Below are 19075 nucleotides of genomic sequence, written 5' to 3'. Positions count from 1 at the left end.
GTTAGAGCAGCATATAGATCGGCTTTACGTATTACCCATTAATCTAGGTTTTTAATTAGAGGAGGTTTCCTATCGTGGCAAAAGAAATTAAGTTCAGTGAAGACGCACGCCGCGCGATGCTTCGCGGGGTAGATGCTTTGGCAAATGCCGTTAAAGTAACACTAGGTCCAAAAGGCCGTAACGTAGTACTTGAGAAAAAATTTGGTAGCCCGTTGATCACTAATGATGGTGTTACGATCGCGAAAGAAATCGAGCTTGAAGATGCTTTCGAAAACATGGGAGCACAACTTGTTAAAGAAGTTGCTACCAAAACAAACGATGTTGCCGGTGACGGTACAACAACTGCAACGGTTCTAGCACAAGCTATGATCCGTGAAGGTCTGAAAAACGTTACTGCAGGCGCTAACCCAATGGTTATCCGCAAAGGTATCGAGAAAGCTGTTAAAGCGGCTGTAGAAGAGCTTCAAGCTATCGCGAAGCCAATCGAAGGCAAACAATCCATCGCACAAGTAGCGGCAATCTCTGCTGCTGACGAAGAAGTAGGCGAATTGATCGCTGAAGCTATGGAAAAAGTAGGTAAAGACGGTGTTATCACAGTTGAAGAATCCAAAGGCTTCTTGACAGAGCTTGAGGTTGTAGAAGGTATGCAATTCGACCGTGGGTACACATCCCCATACATGATCACAGATACGGATAAAATGGAAGCAGTTCTAGACAACCCGTACATATTGATCACAGACAAAAAAATCTCGAACATCCAAGAAATCTTGCCTGTTCTTGAAAAAGTGGTTCAATCCGGTAAACAACTTCTAATCATTGCTGAAGATGTTGAAGGCGAAGCGCAAGCTACGCTTGTAGTTAACAGACTTCGTGGCACATTCACTTGCGTAGCTGTTAAAGCTCCTGGTTTCGGTGACCGTCGTAAAGCAATGTTGGGTGATATCGCTGCTCTAACAGGTGGCCAAGTGATTACAGAAGAGCTAGGATTGGATCTGAAATCCGCAACTCCTGATCAATTGGGTAGCGCTCGTCAAATCCGTGTTACCAAAGAAAACACAATCATCGTTGATGGTGCTGGTAACCCGAAAGATATCGCAGCTCGCGTTACACAAATCCGTTCCCAATTGGAAGAAACAACTTCCGATTTCGATAAAGAAAAACTTCAAGAGCGTTTGGCTAAACTTTCTGGCGGCGTAGCTGTTATCAAAGTTGGCGCAGCGACTGAAACTGAATTGAAAGAGCGCAAACTTCGCATCGAAGATGCTTTGAACGCGACTCGTGCAGCAGTTGAAGAAGGTATCGTTTCTGGTGGTGGTACTGCCCTAGTTAACGTATACAACGCAGTAGCGAAAGTAGTAGCAACTGGTGATGAGCAAACGGGTGTTAACATCATCCTTCGCTCCCTTGAAGAGCCAGTTCGCACAATCGCAGCTAACGCTGGTCAAGAAGGCTCCGTTATCGTTGAGCGCTTGAAAAACGAAAAAGTAGGCATCGGCTACAACGCTGCTTCCGGACAATGGGTAAACATGTTCGAAGCGGGTATCGTTGACCCTGCGAAAGTAACACGTTCCGCACTTCAAAACGCAGCTTCCGTTGCAGCTATGTTCTTGACTACTGAAGCGGTTATCGCTGATAAGCCAGAAGCAAGCAAACCAGGTATGCCTGATATGGGCGGCATGGGCGGTATGGGCGGCATGATGTAAGAAGCTCGTTAGAGCTTCTGCGCATGCAGAGAGAAAGACTCCTTCGGGGGTCTTTTTCTGTTTGCTTAAATGGCGATTCAAATATATATTTTCAGGAATGGAACATATGTTCTAATTTTGTGAAAATAAAAAGCCCAATGGGGCTACGGAGTTATCTGTTTTTTAACTTGTCGATTTCAATTGCGTGATCAACGAGTTGTTTATCGATTACGTTAAAATGGTGCGCGAATGTATGATGTTCTGTCAATAAATGTCTTTGAACTACTTCTAGTTGTTTGACATCTTCTCTGGTTTCTAGGACTGCTTGTCTAATTAGTGGTATGTCGGATACGAAAGCTTCAATTGAATTTAATCGCTCATTCGTTTTCTTTTGTTCAGTTTTTATTTCTTCTAAAATTTGAATTAATATTTGCTCACTCATGTGCTTATCATCCCTTCCTAATGTTTTTGTTTCAGTAAGATTACGTCTTCTTCGATTTTGGAGATCTTGTTCCTTTGAAAGTCTAAGCGGTCATTGGTTGTGTGAATTGCTTCAAGGAGACGGTCATCAGATTCGATATTTTCGATATGATGTGAGTCTAAAGTTAGCTGAATACGATCAATTTTTGTTTCCACGTTTTCTAGTCTAGCGTCCATAGATTCTAGTCTAGTGTCCATGGTTTCAAGTTGCAACATTATTTTATGCAATAGTTCTTCCATATCCATCACCTCTTCTTAAGTTCTCTTTAGCTTCATGTCTAAGTGTGACAAGCTCCTGTTCCTAATTATACAGCCTAATTCCCAGACTGTGAACGATAACATAAATTCACTTTTGTTTACTACTAGGTACTCGCCACATAGCCTGACTATCGCCAGTCTGCTTGGACATTTGTCTGCTTGGCCCATGCGTATCAGCCCATTTATCGGAAAGATAGGCATTGGTACACTCTCTGGACTAGGGTTAGACGTATACTATCTCAAACTAACAGAGGAGTTGACGTATTCATGGCTTTACAACCCAACCAAGGAAAACAATTTCAGTGTCCACCTGCTGACCCGATAATGACAGATCCAGAAAGAGTAGTTAGAGATTTCTACCACCCACAAAAGGTTCAAGTTATTCATCCAATCCAAATTGTGAATCGTCATCACTGTGTACCGGTCTATGAGCATGTGTATACGTGTACCGAAACCGATGAGTATTGTGGCACACACCCGCATCCGCATCAAGGTATGCTCAGGAAGTAACACTAAGCACTTCCCACCAAGAATCAATGATTCTGGCGGGGGGTGTTTTTTGTTAGGGGAGTTAATTATATAATAAGGAAAGGATGTTGATTGGTAACGGGGGATAGTCACATGCAAGAGTTAGAAATTGATTGGCCGTTTTGGATAAAACGATTACGTTCTGAATTTGATAAAGTGATCCTAGCGAGAGGTTGGGCTTATTTCAATGAGGGTGCTGTAAGAGATGTTCAAGTGGAAGGCACCTCGATTATAAAAGCAAGGGCTGATGGAACAAGCCGATACAAAGTTGCTTTGGATCTCAAGTCTTTTTCAAGGAGTAGTTGTACTTGCCCATATGGCTACAATTGTAAGCATATGGCTGCTGTGCTGTTTCAGGTTGCGAAGCAAATGGGATATGATCCAGAGGAGCTTCGATTAGGTAAAATGAAGGTGGAGCAGTTACCGCTGGATATGCCAAGCAAAACCAAACAAGCGAATAAGCTACCGGAGCCGACAGATAGCTGTGAGAAATGGTTGACTTATTTTCATAAACAATATGGTAATGCCAAGATTTATAATGCATTTAGCCTTGAGGAAGTTTGTCTCCGTGCCTGGAGAGAGCTCAATAAACTGGCGGACACATGGGAACCTACCATTCGAGGTTTATATGACGTTCAAGTTGCCTTATATGTGATCAAGCTATGTGATACGATGGCGGGATCGAAAGCGATTACGTATGATTTTTATCAAAATACGAACTATTATGTCAAACGTGTCTTGAGGCATGCCCGTGAGCAATTAGAAGCGACCCTTCACGTACTGGATGTTAGTAGGGCATACAAGCAATATGGTGGACATGTGAAGGATTTATCGGCTTATTTGGCTGACATTTGCGAGAATGGATCAGGCTTGTATCTCTATGATTGGCTTGATTTGTATAAGCTGTTATGGTCACAGCTATTTCAGGATGAGGACATGTTAGCGTTAGAAACAACGAGGCTCAGGCAGCTGCTTGCAGATTCGGAAGCGAGTCAACAAGCGCATCAAGTCGCTACTCTCGGTTCTATTCATTTGGATATTAGCCGAAGTGAAGATGAGAATGCCTGGGAAAGAGCAGATAATGGGAAGTTTGAAATTGAACCAGATTATTGGTTCGATTATTTGAATGGATTCGTCTTTGAGAGCCAGTGGGATCGTTTGTTGACTTGGTTGAGGTGGCTAAAACCGGAGATGGCGTGGAACGAACGAGTGTATGCAAATGAATTTTTGCATTACTGGCGTTTGGCAGCGGAACAGCGAGATGTAGAGAAAGAGCAGCGGGAGGTCATGATTTCACTTTTACCAACAAGCTACGATAACTATGCGAAATTCCTGCTATCGAAAGGTGAGTACCAGGAATGGGCGGATCTCTGTCTCCTTTTGGGTCTAACTACGGAACACATCGATACTGCGCAGCTCAAACTCGTCGAGAAAACAAATGTTCGCTTTCTCCTGCCGATCTATCATCACGCGATTGAAGCATTCATTCAGAGGAAAAATCGTCCCGATTATATACAAGCGATTAAGCTTTTGAAGAAACTAGCGGCTGCTTATAAAAAGCTGAAGCTAACCTCTCGTTTCGAAGCGTACTTGGGTCAAATCGTGAAACAATACGCTAAGTATCGTGCCTTCACGGAGGAGTTGCGGAAAGGGAATTTGATACCATGATGACTTTGGCACCGATTCATTTGAGAATTCAAAGGCTGCCTTCGGGGAGTTTTGCCGTGTATGGAGAAACAGAGCAAGCGAACATGGTTCCTGGATATATACTGCGCAAGCTGCTTTTTGCCTGGCATGAGCGCTCATTCTATGGGACGGGGCTGGAAGTGACTCGAATTCCATATGGGGATGCGATCGAATTATCTCCAGTTATGGCATTGGATTATTTGCGTGCACCAGGTGTGCTTCTACATAGCCGTTTAACTTGGGAAGAGGGGTTTACTGAGCTGCAAAAAGGGGCGATTTTTCTAAGTGAAGCGATCGATGCTGGCTGGTATTTGCCTTCTTACGAGCTCTGGCGTGAAGGGAAAACTGGTTGGAAGCTTAGAGTGCCAACGGGGCACGTTGAGAGGTTTAGGGAGCTTTGTAATGGGGCTTTTCAGGAAAGCTTTTGGCAGAGTTGGTTCAGCCGAATTGTTGAAGAGCTGCTAGAGACTGATGTGGATTTCGCACTATCTCCGGTGTGGAATGGCTTAGTTCAAGCGCATAGGTTGCTGCAAGTTAATGCCCGAGGGTTTGATGCTGTGCTGTCTGAAGCGTCCTGGATGAAGGAAGAGGACTGGCTCCTAGCGATTGGATGGACTGATGACGACGATACGCCTTATCGAATTTGTGTGCAGCTTGTAGAACCCTATGCCGAAACCTATGTCGACGGGACGACGACAGCGAAGGATAACGCAGCCGATTGGCGTCTGCGTTTCATTGCCCAGGATCGCCGGGATGCGAACCGATTCGTAGAGTTCAGCTCAACGGGCAATGTGTTGGTAGGTGAGATCCCCCTTGCTTGGCAGTCAGATATTGCCGATAAGCTGTATGAACAGACGAAACGAGTTTTGCGAATGCTGCCCGAGCTTGAGAGTGCGTATCAACCAGGTAAAATCATCGATCAATTGTCTGATGAAGCTGCTTGGACGTTCCTAATCGAATCGAGTCTGCAGCTTGTGGCGGCGGGAATTTCTGTCTTTTTACCATCGTGGTGGGAAGAGATACAGAAAATGAGTCGTCCTCAATTGAAGGCGAAAATCAAAAGCTCCGTAGGCTCAACGCGCAAAGCGATGTTTGGCATGGATCAGATCGTGCAATTTGATTGGCGAGTGGCACTAGGCGGCGTAGATTTATCCGAGGAAGAATTTGGACAATTGGCATTGGAAAAGAAGCGCTTGATCTACATCCGAGGTAAATGGGTGCAACTGGATCCAGCGTATTTGGAACAAATTCGCGATGCGATGAAGCAGGTTGAAAGGAAGAAGGGCCTGTCCTTCCGGGATGTGTTGGAAATGCATCTGTTAGAAGATGAGGAAGGTATCGCGGCGGAGGGTGACGAGAGGGCTAAACCTTTGGAGGTCAAGGTAGAACTTAATAGTCATCTTCGTGGTTTGTTGAAACAGTTGGGTCAGACCAAGTCTATTCCGCTTGTGGCGAACATTGAGGGCTTGTGTGCTGAGCTTAGACTGTATCAGGTGCAAGGGGTGTCGTGGCTCCTTTTCCTGCGTAATATGGGACTAGGCGGGTGTCTGGCAGATGATATGGGGCTCGGGAAGACCATTCAGTTTATTGCATATTTGTTGAAGGTGAAGGAGCAGAGAGGGGCAAGAACTGAAGCAGGGGAAAGATCAGAAGCAGGTGCAGAAGCAGGAGCAGTAACAAAACCAAAATCAAAATCAAAATCAAAATCAAAACCGTCGTTGCTCATATGTCCAACCTCTGTGCTTGGTAACTGGCAGAAGGAGCTCACTCGTTTCGCACCAAGCCTCCAGATTCAACTTCATTATGGTGCGCAGCGGGCAAAAGGGGAAGCTTTTGAAGCATCGCTTGGTGATGCTGATTTGGTGATAACGTCCTACAATCTCGCACAGTTGGATGAAGAGGAGCTGTCGAGCGTTACATGGGATACGCTGTGCTTGGATGAGGCGCAAAATATCAAGAATGTGTACACGAAGCAATCGCAGGCAATTCGTAAGTTAGAAGCGAGTCAGCGTATTGCGTTGACCGGCACGCCGATTGAGAATCGATTGACCGAGTTGTGGTCGATTTTTGACTTTGTGAACCCAGGATATCTGGGGACGCTGACTCATTTTAACCGACAGTATGTAGGTCCGATCGAGAAGAATGGGGATGGCGCTAAGGAATTGACGGAGCGTGTACAGCGTTTGATAAGGCCATTCCTGCTGAGACGTCTGAAGAAGGATCCAGCGATTCAGTTGGACTTGCCAGATAAGTATGAGGGCAGGGCATTTGTGCGCCTCACTACAGAGCAAGGGGCGTTGTATGAGAATGTTGTTCAAAGCTTGATGGAGAAGATTGAGGATACGAGTGGGATAGAGAAGAAGGGACTCATTCTTACCTCGTTGATGAAGTTGAAGCAGATTTGCGATCATCCGGGTTTATTTTTGAAGGAGATTGGCGGAGCGGGGGCGAGGGGAGGTGCGGGAGTGAGTGCGAGTGCAAGTGCAGGCGTGAGAGCAAGTGCGAGTACGAGTGCAAGTGAAAGTGCGAGAGCAAGCGTGAGGGCAAAAGAGCGGCGCGGCGCACTCGCCGCCGCGGCTGAAGTGACAGCACGCTCAGCGAAGCTGGAGCGGTTGGTTGAAATGATAGACGAACTCAGGAGCGAAGGAGGCAGCTGCCTCATCTTCACCCAGTTCGTCGAGATGGGCCACCTGCTGCAGGCTACGCTTGCGCAGGCGCTGGGAGAGCCCGTGCAGTTCTTGCACGGGGGGATTAGTGCAGTTAAGCGCGATGCGATGATCGCGCGCTTCCAGGATGCGACGCTCCCCGCGGAGGAGCGTTGCCATATCTTCATCCTCTCGCTGAAAGCAGGAGGAACGGGGTTGAACCTTACAGCGGCCAACCATGTGTTCCACTATGACCGCTGGTGGAATCCGGCCGTGGAGAATCAGGCCACGGATCGTGCTTTCCGCATCGGGCAAACGCGCAACGTGCAGGTGCACAAGTTTGTTACGCTCGGCACGCTCGAAGAGCGAATCGACGAGATGATCGAGCGTAAGCAGGGACTTAGTGACCAAATCGTCGGCACCGGCGAGAACTGGGTCACGGAGATGTCGACAAGCGAGCTGCGCGAGCTTTTTGCGTTGCGGCGTGAGTGGATTGAGAAATGAGATCGGGTTTGTATCAGAAGAGGCTATCCCATCCTTGATGGTTGTAGCTTCTTTTGCTTTTTTTTGCGTACCAAAAAAGGCGCCACATCTCTGTGGCACCCTCTCTATTTAGCTGGAAAAACAGCTGCAACAATCGCATCAACACTTTGCTTCTCATTTGGATCCTTCGCAATTAATTTATTCATTAATGCTTGATCTAGCGTACCTTGTTTTTGCAAAATGGCTAGATACCAGCGGATTAATAGGCGGTTCACTTGGTCATCCATATTCTCAGTAACATGTGGTTGAATCAGTGCAACTGCACCCTGATAATCACCGCGCATATAGCTGATTTGGCCAATGTTGAGTGCCATCGATGGAGTGACTGCGAATTCACGTCCTTGGGCTTGTTCTTTCGGCAAGTTCTTCAAAGAATCAATACGAGTTAGGACATCCTTATATGTGGCTAGAGCACTATCTAATCTAGTGTTGAACTCCTGTGCATTGCCTTTGCCATTTGCTTGTCCAGCTAGCTCAATATTCAGTGAGATACTCTTCTCATACATATCCATATACCAAGGGTAATTCAGAATTTGAGCGTTTGACCAATCCAGAGCGGCCTGTTGATCCCCCTTGATGAGAAGCATATTTAGCTGTTGCATGGCCACGACACGGTTATGAGGTTCTTTTTTCAGAAGCTGATTCATTAGATCCTGCGCCTGATTGAAGAATGGCTCACTCTTCGTAGGATCACTCGGGTTTTCCTTCTGCATTTGATTATAAACTTGAAGGAGAAGTCCAATTCGACTCACTTGACCAGTTAACGAATAATCCGGATGTCCAGGATGTAACGAAATGGCTTTATCAAGAGGCTTCACAATCTGATTGTAATCTTTGCTTGTTTTGATAACTTCTAGTGTTTCTTTGTAACTGCTATTCGCGGAAAGCAACTGTGCTGAGATGAAGAACATAACTAGTGACAGTACCGCGATACTAGCAGGGAATAGCTTGTGAATTACAGCTGACTTCGACTTCAAACGCAATTCGCCAGAGGAGCTGTTGCTCAGCATCCCGCCAAGAGCAAGGAAGAGAATCGCACCTAAGTACACATAGCTTAAATCAAAGTCAATCATACTGTGGACCAACAGGGAAACCATGATAATGAAAAATAGGAAGTGCCCATCTCGCTTTTCCTGAGAGCTTCTAATATAGCTCCGAATATAGAACCAGCTAACGGCAATTACAAAGCCGATAAAAGCTACGAATCCAAGCGCACCAGCTTCAACCAAATATTGTAGAGCAAAGTTATGTGCTTGACGACTTGTGTATGGATTATTTTGATACTTTTCATAAAGGGAAGCCCAAGCTCCGCCACCAGCACCAAGGATCGGATAGTCCGACCACAGCTTCACAGCATCTTTGTAAAACGTTCCACGCTCCAAAACACTGTGCTGCTGGAAATTAATATTCTCAACACGTGTTTTGACGTTCTCGGGAAGAATGTTCTTAAAGCCAGTGTCACTTAAGATAAGAAAGGCTCCAACGACACCAATCAAGACAGCTGCGATCGGGAGAATGAAAGTTGCATATTTCTTAGCGTCAAATCGAGCAGTTACGCGCTCCAACCATGGCTCACCAAAGCGTTGAATAGCGACGGACAGTCCAGCGAAAACTAAGGAAGCGAGCAGTAAAATCCACCATCCATGCCAAGATTCTGAAGCGCTGAATTGTTTCTGTAGTCCAATGCCAATATCTGTGACATTTTCTAAAATAATCAGTGAAGTGATAAAGGCTAGTCCCAGTTGAACCAATGCTAAAATCTGCCGGCTCATTCGGAAGAAGAACATCATGATGAGGAAGACCACTGGGATAACGACGATGGCCCCACGAGATAAGGTTAGCCAGAAAGAGACAATCGTAGGAATCAGTAAAAAAGCATGAATGAGAATTACGTACCATTTACGAGATTTTATTATGAAGAATAAAGAACTAAGCGTTATCGTGATTAAAAAGGCTGCATAGGTGTTCGCATATTGGAAGACCGAGGTTAACCGTAGACCGTTGGAATCTGTCATCACGGCATCACGGTATAGATTTGCATTCGTTCCATCCATGAGAGCAAACCAACCGACAAGGTGTCCTGCGAAGGTTTTGTTGCCTAACCAGTACAAAAGTCCGAATAACACGACGAAATATCCCGAGATCATGAATAATTGGGCAACAATCGACGCGCCAAGCTTGTTTTTTGTCAAAAATACCCCTAAAATGAAGAAAGTTGCATACAGCATTTGGATGTAAACCATATTAGTTGCCAAATAATGAGAAGCTGCATTCGACAAAGAAATAACGTAAGTAAGAGGCATGATGAAGACCAGAATGGTAAGGAGATCTTTCTTTTCTTGAAGCTTAAAAACAAAAAATGCTAGGATCGCAACAAGCAATAGGATGATGGAGGACCACACAGAAGCAGAGTAAATGCTTCTCTCAAACTCCGATGTACCGCCATTAAACAGAGCCCTTTGAAAAGGTGCCCAGAACATGAATAAGCCCGTAAACACAGCCAATACCCAAAAGATGACAGAACTCTTATCCGTCGTTATCGTTCCATTCGATTTTGCACGCGAAGCCGCGTAGGCATTCTTACTTGCACTCATGAAAGACAGTCTCCTTTTTTGCTAAAGTTCGACTTTATTTTAGCATACTGGAAGAGGGTTTCCAAATAGAAGATCTTGAAATCTAGTTCGTAATAGTTAGCATCTTGCAAAAATGAATTCCCTATAGTGATCATTAGTAAATTGAAACAAAAGGCAGAGGGGTAAAATAATGCTTAATCTAAGTCTTGAAAATGTGAAACGATCAATTAAAATGTCAAATGAATTGTCCAAAAGAGAACTTCAAATGAAATATTATGGATCTTTTTTTGGTGTCATCTGGGCATTCATACATCCCGTAATAATCATATCTATACTATGGTTTGTTTTTCAGGTCGGTTTTAAATCTGTACCAGTAGGGAATGTTCCTTTTATATTATGGTTAGTTGCTGGTATGGTTCCGTGGCTGTTTATTTCTGATGTTCTATCTAATGGCGTTTCCGCGATTACTGATAACACATTTCTGGTCAAAAAAGTGGTATTTAAAACAGAGTTGTTACCAATCGTTAGAATTATAACTGCTTTAAAGATTCATTTGTTTTTCATTGCTATTTTATTCATTATCTATTTTGTGTACGGGTATGGATTTCGCTTGCATAATCTTCTTATACTTTACTATATGGTTTGTTCTATCGTGTTATTGGCAGGGGTTAATTTACTGACTTCCTCTATCAATGTGTTTTTCAAAGATACAGGACAACTTATTGCTATTGTTACCCAATTTGGATTTTGGGTAACACCGATTTTTTGGATGTTAAAAACAGTACCAGAGAGTTACCATTTTCTTATTAAATTAAATCCAATATATTATATTGTTGAGGGATATCGTGCTGCTTTATTCACAAATGAACGAATACTGGATCATCCAAATCTAACAATTTATTTTTGGTTGATTACCGTTGTTTTGATTAGTAGTGGTTGGGTGCTATTTAAGAAATTAAAGTCACATTTTGCGGACGTATTATGAAGAGGTGCTTATGGAAAAGAATATAATTCAATTAGTCAATGTGACAAAGTCATATAAAATTTATGAAAAACAAATAGATCGATTAAAAGAGGCATTAAGTCCTATTCGTCAAAAGCATCACAAGGATTTTAAGGCTCTGAATAATATATCTATCTCAATAAAAAGAGGTGAAAGTGTAGGAATCGTTGGTGTAAATGGATCTGGCAAATCAACTTTTCTAAAACTAATAGCAGGTGTAGTGACTCCTACCTCAGGCGAAATAAAAATTAATGGTAAGGTATCTGCAATACTTGAGCTAGGTGCTGGATTTAATCCTGAGTATACAGGAATTGAGAATATTTATTTAAATGGAACGATTATGGGATATGAAAGAATTGAAATTGATCAAAAATTAGAAAGCATTTTGTCATTTGCGGAGATTGGAGATTTCATTTATCAGCCTGTGAAAACATATTCGAGTGGTATGTTTGCTCGCTTGGCATTTGCAGTTGCCATTAACGTAGAGCCTGATATTTTAATCGTTGATGAGGCATTGAGTGTCGGTGATACTAAGTTTCAATTGAAGTGTATAGAGAAAATGAAACATATTCGTGAAAATGGAACAACTATTTTATTTGTGTCACACGCGATTGAGCAGATCAAACGTTTTTGTACACGAGCTATATGGATTGATAAAGGCTTCTTACGTGATGATGGATCTGCTAACGACATCGTGAACATATATGAAGATTCTCTTTATTTGGATACAAAAAGTTCTGAAGATTCAAAGGATATAGACCTGTTCACTGACATATCAGAGTCGTTTTCTATACCTGTTGATTCAAATGAGGTTGGGAGAATAGTAAACGTTTCATTTGGCAGTTTGGAGTTAAAAACATTCGATACTTTGCAAGTAGATATATTATACGATGTTTATGATGAAGCAGTGCCAAATCTTCTAGTTGGTGTTGCTATATACGATCGGGATCGCAAATATATATTTGGACCTAATACTTATTTAGACAAAGTGGAAATTCCATTTGGAAAAGGGAGGCACTCTATACAATACCGTATTCCTCGTATACCATTACTTAGCGGTACTTATTTTATCGATGTGGGATTATTCTCAGAAAAGGGCTTGGTTATGATTGATTATAAGACAAGTATTGAGCAATTCACTATAAAGAGTGAATATTTTACTGAGGGATTGGCTTATATTGAGCATGAATGGAGAGTAGTAAAATGACAGATTCATTTCCCTTCGATCACTACCAAAGATATAAACATGCAGCAGAGGTTATCAGTTCATGGAAAAATACCTCTGGGATTAATAAGGTGAAAATATTAGAAGTTGGGGCAAATGAGCATAAAAATTTAGAATTATTCCTTCTAGATGGCCAAATAACTTATTTGGATATTCAAGTTCCTGATCATTTAAAAAATGACCCTTCCTATATTCAAGGCGATGCAACAGAAATGCCTTTTTCCGATAATGAATACGATTGGGTTATTGCACTTGATGTTTTTGAGCATATTAATAATGAGCGTAAACAAGCCTTTTTACTGGAATTGAGCAGAGTAGGTAAACATGGTTTCTTAATTTCAGCTCCTTTCAATACCCCAGGAGTCTCGCTATCTGAAAAAAACGCGAATACTTTCTATCATGTTCTCTATGGGGAAGATTATAGATGGTTAAAAGAACATGAAGAACTGGGGCTTCCAGAGCTAAATGAAACATTGCAATTTCTTGAAAAAAGAGAAATTCCTTTTATTCATTTTGGACACGGATCTTTAAAAATCTGGGAAATGATGATGTCAACTCATTTTCTTGTTGCTGGGAAATTTGCTTTGCGTCCATATTGCACATTAATTGATAACGTCTATAATCAAAAAATATATGAAAACGATTATGTGAATCCACATTATCGTCAATTTATTGTGTCTATAAAAGATTCAGTAAAATTGGAAATAATATCTGAATGGATTAATAACAGACAACAACAAAATGTTAATCCACATGCTTTAGATGAAATTAATTCTCTTTATCAGAAATTGAGAATTCTTCATCAAAATATTAGTGATAAAGACCGTGATGAGAGTTATAATTGGCAAATTCAAAACGTCTTAAATGCAATGAGAACTATAGAACGCAATTCAGAACAATTACTTCAGAATCAATATGAAATATCAAAGAGAGAACTTGAAGAGAATGAACTTCGAAATGATTTGCTCAGAAATGAATTGCAAGATTTGAGGTTGAAACTATCCAGTATTGAATCTAAAGTTTCAAATTTACAAAAAACAGAAGACGAGATGGCAAAATCACTAGAAATTCAAAGAAATCTAGAACAATCACTTGAAGAACATAAAATAAATTTTGCGAGAAATTTGGAACAATCACTTGAAGAACAAAAAATAAATTTTGCAAGAAATTTAGAACAATCACTTGAAGAACAAAAAATAAATTTTGCTAGAAATTTGGAAGAATTCGGCGAGATTATAGAGCAAAAAGATAAACATATTACTGAAATACAAGTGATGGCTGAATCGTTAAGAATTAAAAATAGAATTAAAAGAATATTACCAAAAAGTATAAAAAGACCTCTAAAAAAAATATATAAAATTTTAAAGCTAGTTAAAAATAATCCGACTTATATAAGTCGTGGTGTTTTTGAGTTTCGCAGAAGAGGAATCAAGGGTTTAGCTGAAAAAGTAAAAAGTGTCAGCTTACATCAGGAACTTCAACCACCTTATAATTATCAAATATTGGATCAATTTGACCGAGAAACAATGCAATATGAAATAAACGAATGGAAATACAAACCATTAGTTTCCGTACTCATGCCAGTATATAATGTTCATCCTAAATGGCTTGCTTTAGCAATTGAATCAGTACAAGATCAGATCTATCCTAATTGGCAGTTAATAATTGTTGATGATTGTTCAACCAACCAAGAAACAAAAGATTACCTAAAGAAAGTTAGCGATCCACGAATTCAAATTTCTTTCTTAAAAGACAATCAAGGTATTGCTGGTGCAACGAATCAAGCGGCAACTTTGAGTAAAGGAGAGTACTGTTGTCTTCTAGATAATGATGATGAAATCCGTCCACATGCACTATTTGAAATGGTTAAAGCATTGCAAACAAAAGCGTATGATTTACTTTACTCGGATGAAGATAAAATAGATGTAAATGGTGAGAGGAAAAATCCTTTTTATAAACCCGATTGGTCACCTGATTTGTTAAGATGCCAAATGTATATGGGACACTTAATAATGTTTAAGAAAAGTTTATTTGATCAAGTTGGAGGATACAAAACGGGGTTTGATGGGGCTCAAGATTATGACTTAATACTAAGAATGACTGAGACTGTAGGTTGTAGCATTCATCATGTTCCTGAAATTCTATATTCATGGAGGGAACTGGAAACATCCACGGCAATGAATCCTGATTCCAAACCGTATGCCCAGAATTCTGGCTTAAAAGCTGTAAAGGAACACCTTGCACGCGTATATGGTGAAGGCAACGCGTGGGCAGAAGAAACAGAGCACCTATATGTATATGATTCGCGCTTTCGTTTGCCAGAACCTAAACCTAAAGTGAGTATTATTATACCTACAAAAGATAAAATCGACCTATTGGAACCATGCATTCAGAGCATTATAAACGTTACAAAATATTCGGATTATGAAATTATTATTTTGGATAATAACTCCGACCTTAAAGTGACAATGGATTGGTTTTCGGATATACAAAAAAAACATAACTTTGTGAAAGTTATTGAAGCAAAATATGAGTTTAATTGGTCCAAATTAAACAATCATGGTATAAATGTTTCATCTGGAGAAGTATTTGTATTTCTGAACAACGATACGGTTATTTTAACTGATGATTGGCTCTCTAGGCTCGCAGAGAAAACTCTACAGAATGGTGTGGGCACTGTTGGTGCATTACTACTTTTTGAAGATAAGACAATTCAGCATGCTGGTGTAGTTATCGGTATGGGTGGCTGGGCAGATCATATTTTTAAAGGCCAGCAGCCAATTCATTATGGTTCTCCGTTCATATCTCCGGCGGTCGTCAGAAATGTGAGTGCCTCGACAGGCGCCTGTTTAGCTATAGCAAGAAAAACAATTGATAAAATTGGGGATTTTGATGAGGATTTTATTATTTGCGGAAGTGATGTAGAGATATCGATCCGAGCTTCAAAAGCTGGATTATTTAATATTTACGATCCTAAAGTAATCCTATATCATTACGAATCCAAAACAAGAACGCCTTATGTCCCTGAACAGGATTTTAAAATGTCTGCACTTCACTATGGCCCATATTTGAAAGAGGGGGATCCTTTTTTTAATAGTAACTTGTCATTGCAACATTTAATACCCACAACTAAATAGGGAGAGAACCAAATGAGCACTTGGTTGGATAGGTTAAAAAGATTAGCTAAAAAAAATAAACTTGCAACAAAAGTATATCATCAAGCCAAGAGCAACTTTATCTCAACACATATAGGAGAGATAACACCATTTCAACCAAGAAGATCCGATAATGAAAATATTCGATATAATTTATTGGTTCCATCAATAAACAAAGAGCATGTTTTTGGTGGTATATCGACTGCCATTAAGTTTTTTGAACAATTAGTCCCTGAGGGCTGCGATAAAAGGATCATTATGACGGATGCAAGTCCGAATGAAGAGGATACAGTTGCATTCGTAGGATACAACCTTGTCACCGCGGATCAAGATTCTACTGAACCCTTTCAGTTAGTGGCATTTAATGATCGTTATCAGAAAACGATTCCAGTTCGTAAAACGGATATCTTCATTGCGACTGCTTGGTGGACTGCATATAATGCACAAAGAATTGTACAATGGCAGGAAATAGAGTATAGCCAACAGAGAAATAAACTTGTATATTTTATACAGGATTATGAGCCTTGTTTTTACCCGTGGTCAAGCCAATCCATTCTGGCTGAGAGCACTTATAATTATGAGGGACCACAGATTGCGGTTTTTAATACGAGTTTGTTAAAAGACTATGTATTAAATAAAGGTTTTATTTTTAAAGATTATTATACATTTGAACCCCAATTGAATGAAGTTCTTCAAGAAAAACTAGAGACATTGAACTTAACAGAAAAGAAAAAAAGAATTTTGTTCTATGGTAGACCTTCAGTATTGCGTAATGGTTTTACATTAATAATAGAAGCCTTAAGAATATGGGCTTGGAATTATGATGATTCTTCTTCCTGGGAAATCATATCTATAGGTGAATCACATCCTGATATACTAATTGGAAATGGGCTTAATATTCGTTCTTTTGGAAAAATGACACTAGATGGATATGCTCAAGCATTAGCAGAGTCTGCTGTTGGAGTATCTTTAATGATATCACCTCATCCAAGTTATCCTCCTCTTGAAATGGCCCATTTTGGTTTGCTAGTGATAACAAATTCTTATGAAAATAAAGATCTGTCAAAATTCCATTCAAACATCTCATCAGTAGAGACCCCTACTCCTGATAAAATATCTGCATTGTTAATAAAGTTATGTAATGAATTTTCGGGAAATAATGAAATAGGATTAAACAAAACATATAACGAGTCATACATGGATAAGTCTGATTTATTTCCATTTATTCCTGAGATTATAAAGAAATTGAATCCAAATAATCCCGAATAGTGTAAGTTGAAGTTATAATTGAAGAAAATATATTAAAGGAGTCTAAAGTGGAGAAAGATAAAAAAATTCACTATCGAATTGCTGCGTTTACTTTGATTTTTTTGTTTAGTATTTTTTTCTATTTTAATTTTAATCAAAGTAAAATTATAGATAATAGTACAGTACCAACAGAGCATATTGGTGAAATAGTAAGTGGAACTGTGATTGAGCAAACTATTAATTTGCCTCGAAATAACTTGAAAGGAATACAAATAAATTTCGCAACATTTGAGAGGGTTAATACATCAGAATTAAACATTGAATTTATTGTTGAAAATAGAATAATTGAAAGAAAGGTTATTAATACTAGTGAATTAGTAGATAATTCTTTTGAAAATATTTTATTTTTAGACACTCTGACTAAATCAAAATCTAAAGATTTAATAATTAAAATTTCAAGTGTTGATGGGAAACCTGGAAATGCTGTGACAATATGGAAAAACATGAAGCTTCTGAATCATGGTGATAAGCTTACTATAAACAGTAAGGATATTAATGGAAGTATTAATTACAAATTAGTATTTGGATCAACAAATTGGTTAAAGGTTTTATTGAATTTTGTTTTGTTTTTATCATTAATTTGTATTTTATTCCGTAACAATATTTTGGAGAAATATTATAAAATCATTAAGGCAAATTCAAAAGAGATACTATTTTTTATTTTATTATTTATTGTAGGTTTTTTATTTCTATTTCTTCGCAATTCTGATCCTTTCTTGAATCCAATTCTTTATGCGGAAGAAGGAGTTTGGACAAGTTATTTACTTGAAAAAGATTTTATTGAAGTTGGTTTAAATGCGAGAGATGATTTTCCTGTCATGGGATTAATAATACTTATGAAAATAGGTTTAGTTATTTCTAAATTAGTTTTCGGCTTAGATTTGAGTTATCTACCAATAATTTATGGTATTATATCATTGACATTTATTACATTTGTAGCTTTGACTGGTTTCTATATTATGAAGAAAATTTCAATTAAATCCGCTGTTATCACATATTTCTTTGTTATATTTGTGCCCTTGGGAGGGGATGGAAATGAAGTTTTAGGAAGAATATTAAATCTGGGATTTCTATTTCCAGTAGCTACTGTATTCTTACTTATTGCAAGATTTCATATAAAGAATCGGTATATAAAAATATTGATTGATATATTTAATATTATTTCTTGCTTAACTTTGCCCGTCTCTTTTGTAATTGTAGGTACTTATATTATTTTGAATATATTTTTGAATAAAAAGAAAATTAATCTTAAAAAGACATTATTAGATTTAATGCTTCCTATAGTTACTTGTTTATTATTTGTTATAATGGTTCCTTCTTTCCTACATTCAAAAGGAGGTTCAGAAGGTCTTTCTACAAATTTGAGCCATTTGATTGAGTTCTCAATTGGAAGAATATTTATATATCCATTAGCGTCAGTGGCTTGGACCAAATTTACAGATTTCAAAGTGTTAATTATTTTTCTGATCTATATTATTTTACTCATAGGTGCAGTAATAATTTCTTATTCAAACAAGAGACATTTATTATCTATATTATTAATTTTTTTATCGACATTTATATATTGGATAGGTCTGGTAATACCGCGTATTGGTTTTACGAGTATATTTAATGGTTATCAGAGTACATTCCCTGATAGATATTTTTATGGTATTAATATACTAGTAGTTGTTCTTCTAACCCTAGTATTAGATGAAATTGGTAATCATTTCAAAAAAGGGTTTGTGATTAGTTGTTTTGCGTGTTTATTGTTATTCTCTGTTTTTAATACCTCACATCTAATTGAATTAAACAAGCCTGTTATGAGCTGGAATGAGCGTGGAGTGTTAAAAAATAATATCCAAATGGCATATAATGAAAATAAAGATGATAAGAAATCAGATAAAGTTCTTATTAAAATTTATCCAGAAGGATGGACTATTAATCTTCCCATAAAATATGTACTTGCAACAATTAAATAAATATTCCGAAATAGACCACAAAAATAAC

12 protein-coding genes are annotated in these 19075 nt (G+C 39.3%); 9 read left to right on the top strand and 3 right to left on the bottom strand.

Annotated features, from left to right (window positions below):
- The first annotated feature begins 74 nt into the window (after nucleotides 1-74).
- Nucleotides 75-1703: a chaperonin GroEL gene (gene groL, locus ASG89_RS30075; protein WP_057315028.1), complete on the top strand. Its 1629-nt coding sequence runs from the start codon at nucleotides 75-77 to the stop codon at nucleotides 1701-1703.
- 151 nt (nucleotides 1704-1854) lie between these two features.
- Here the strand turns inward: groL and ASG89_RS30070 are convergent, their stop codons facing one another.
- Together ASG89_RS30070 and ASG89_RS30065 are read right to left on the bottom strand one after the other, a co-directional pair.
- Nucleotides 1855-2124 carry a hypothetical protein gene (locus tag ASG89_RS30070; protein ID WP_057315027.1) on the bottom strand — a complete coding sequence of 90 codons (270 nt, stop codon included), beginning with the start codon at nucleotides 2122-2124 and terminating at the stop codon, nucleotides 1855-1857.
- A gap of 17 nt (nucleotides 2125-2141) precedes the next feature.
- Nucleotides 2142-2402, bottom strand: a complete 261-nt coding sequence (locus ASG89_RS30065; protein ID WP_057315026.1) for a hypothetical protein — start codon at nucleotides 2400-2402, stop codon at nucleotides 2142-2144.
- 285 nt (nucleotides 2403-2687) lie between these two features.
- On the opposite strand from ASG89_RS30065, the gene ASG89_RS30060 reads away from it, so the two are divergent.
- From ASG89_RS30060 to ASG89_RS36840, 3 genes are all read left to right on the top strand, one after another.
- Nucleotides 2688-2930 (top strand): hypothetical protein, encoded by a 243-nt coding sequence (locus ASG89_RS30060; protein ID WP_057315025.1) that lies wholly within the window; start codon nucleotides 2688-2690, stop codon nucleotides 2928-2930.
- Nucleotides 2931-3041: 111 nt separating this feature from the next.
- On the top strand, nucleotides 3042-4616 hold the full coding sequence (locus tag ASG89_RS30055; RefSeq protein WP_057315024.1) for an SWIM zinc finger family protein: 1575 nt from the start codon (nucleotides 3042-3044) through the stop codon (nucleotides 4614-4616).
- Nucleotides 4613-7783, top strand: coding sequence for a DEAD/DEAH box helicase (locus ASG89_RS36840; protein ID WP_057315023.1), 3171 nt, complete (start codon nucleotides 4613-4615; stop codon nucleotides 7781-7783). Before ASG89_RS30055 ends, ASG89_RS36840 begins: the two co-directional genes overlap by 4 nt.
- Nucleotides 7784-7887: 104 nt before the next feature.
- Here the strand turns inward: ASG89_RS36840 and ASG89_RS30045 are convergent, their stop codons facing one another.
- Complete coding sequence (locus ASG89_RS30045) at nucleotides 7888-10416, bottom strand: O-antigen ligase family protein (RefSeq protein ID WP_057315022.1); 2529 nt, start codon at nucleotides 10414-10416, stop codon at nucleotides 7888-7890.
- Nucleotides 10417-10585: 169 nt separating this feature from the next.
- On the opposite strand from ASG89_RS30045, the gene ASG89_RS30040 reads away from it, so the two are divergent.
- Genes ASG89_RS30040 through ASG89_RS30020 form a run of 5 tightly spaced genes read left to right on the top strand, consistent with a single transcriptional unit; the run spans nucleotide 10586 to nucleotide 19047 of the window.
- Complete coding sequence (locus ASG89_RS30040) at nucleotides 10586-11380, top strand: ABC transporter permease (protein WP_057315021.1); 795 nt, start codon at nucleotides 10586-10588, stop codon at nucleotides 11378-11380.
- A gap of 10 nt (nucleotides 11381-11390) precedes the next feature.
- Nucleotides 11391-12605 carry an ABC transporter ATP-binding protein gene (locus tag ASG89_RS30035; protein ID WP_057315020.1) on the top strand — a complete coding sequence of 405 codons (1215 nt, stop codon included), beginning with the start codon at nucleotides 11391-11393 and terminating at the stop codon, nucleotides 12603-12605.
- Complete coding sequence (locus ASG89_RS30030; RefSeq protein ID WP_057315019.1) at nucleotides 12602-15760, top strand: glycosyltransferase; 3159 nt, start codon at nucleotides 12602-12604, stop codon at nucleotides 15758-15760. Before ASG89_RS30035 ends, ASG89_RS30030 begins: the two co-directional genes overlap by 4 nt.
- Nucleotides 15761-15772: 12 nt before the next feature.
- Nucleotides 15773-17047, top strand: a complete 1275-nt coding sequence (locus tag ASG89_RS30025; protein WP_057315018.1) for a hypothetical protein — start codon at nucleotides 15773-15775, stop codon at nucleotides 17045-17047.
- Nucleotides 17048-17094: 47 nt separating this feature from the next.
- Nucleotides 17095-19047: a hypothetical protein gene (locus ASG89_RS30020; protein ID WP_057315017.1), complete on the top strand. Its 1953-nt coding sequence runs from the start codon at nucleotides 17095-17097 to the stop codon at nucleotides 19045-19047.
- Nucleotides 19048-19075: the final 28 nt, after the last annotated feature.

This window comes from Paenibacillus sp. Soil766 (assembly GCF_001428105.1).
In the GTDB taxonomy this organism is placed as follows: domain Bacteria; phylum Bacillota; class Bacilli; order Paenibacillales; family NBRC-103111; genus Paenibacillus_E.
The sequence above is the reverse complement of the archived record's forward strand: the minus strand, read 5'-3'. Positions and strand labels throughout refer to the sequence as shown.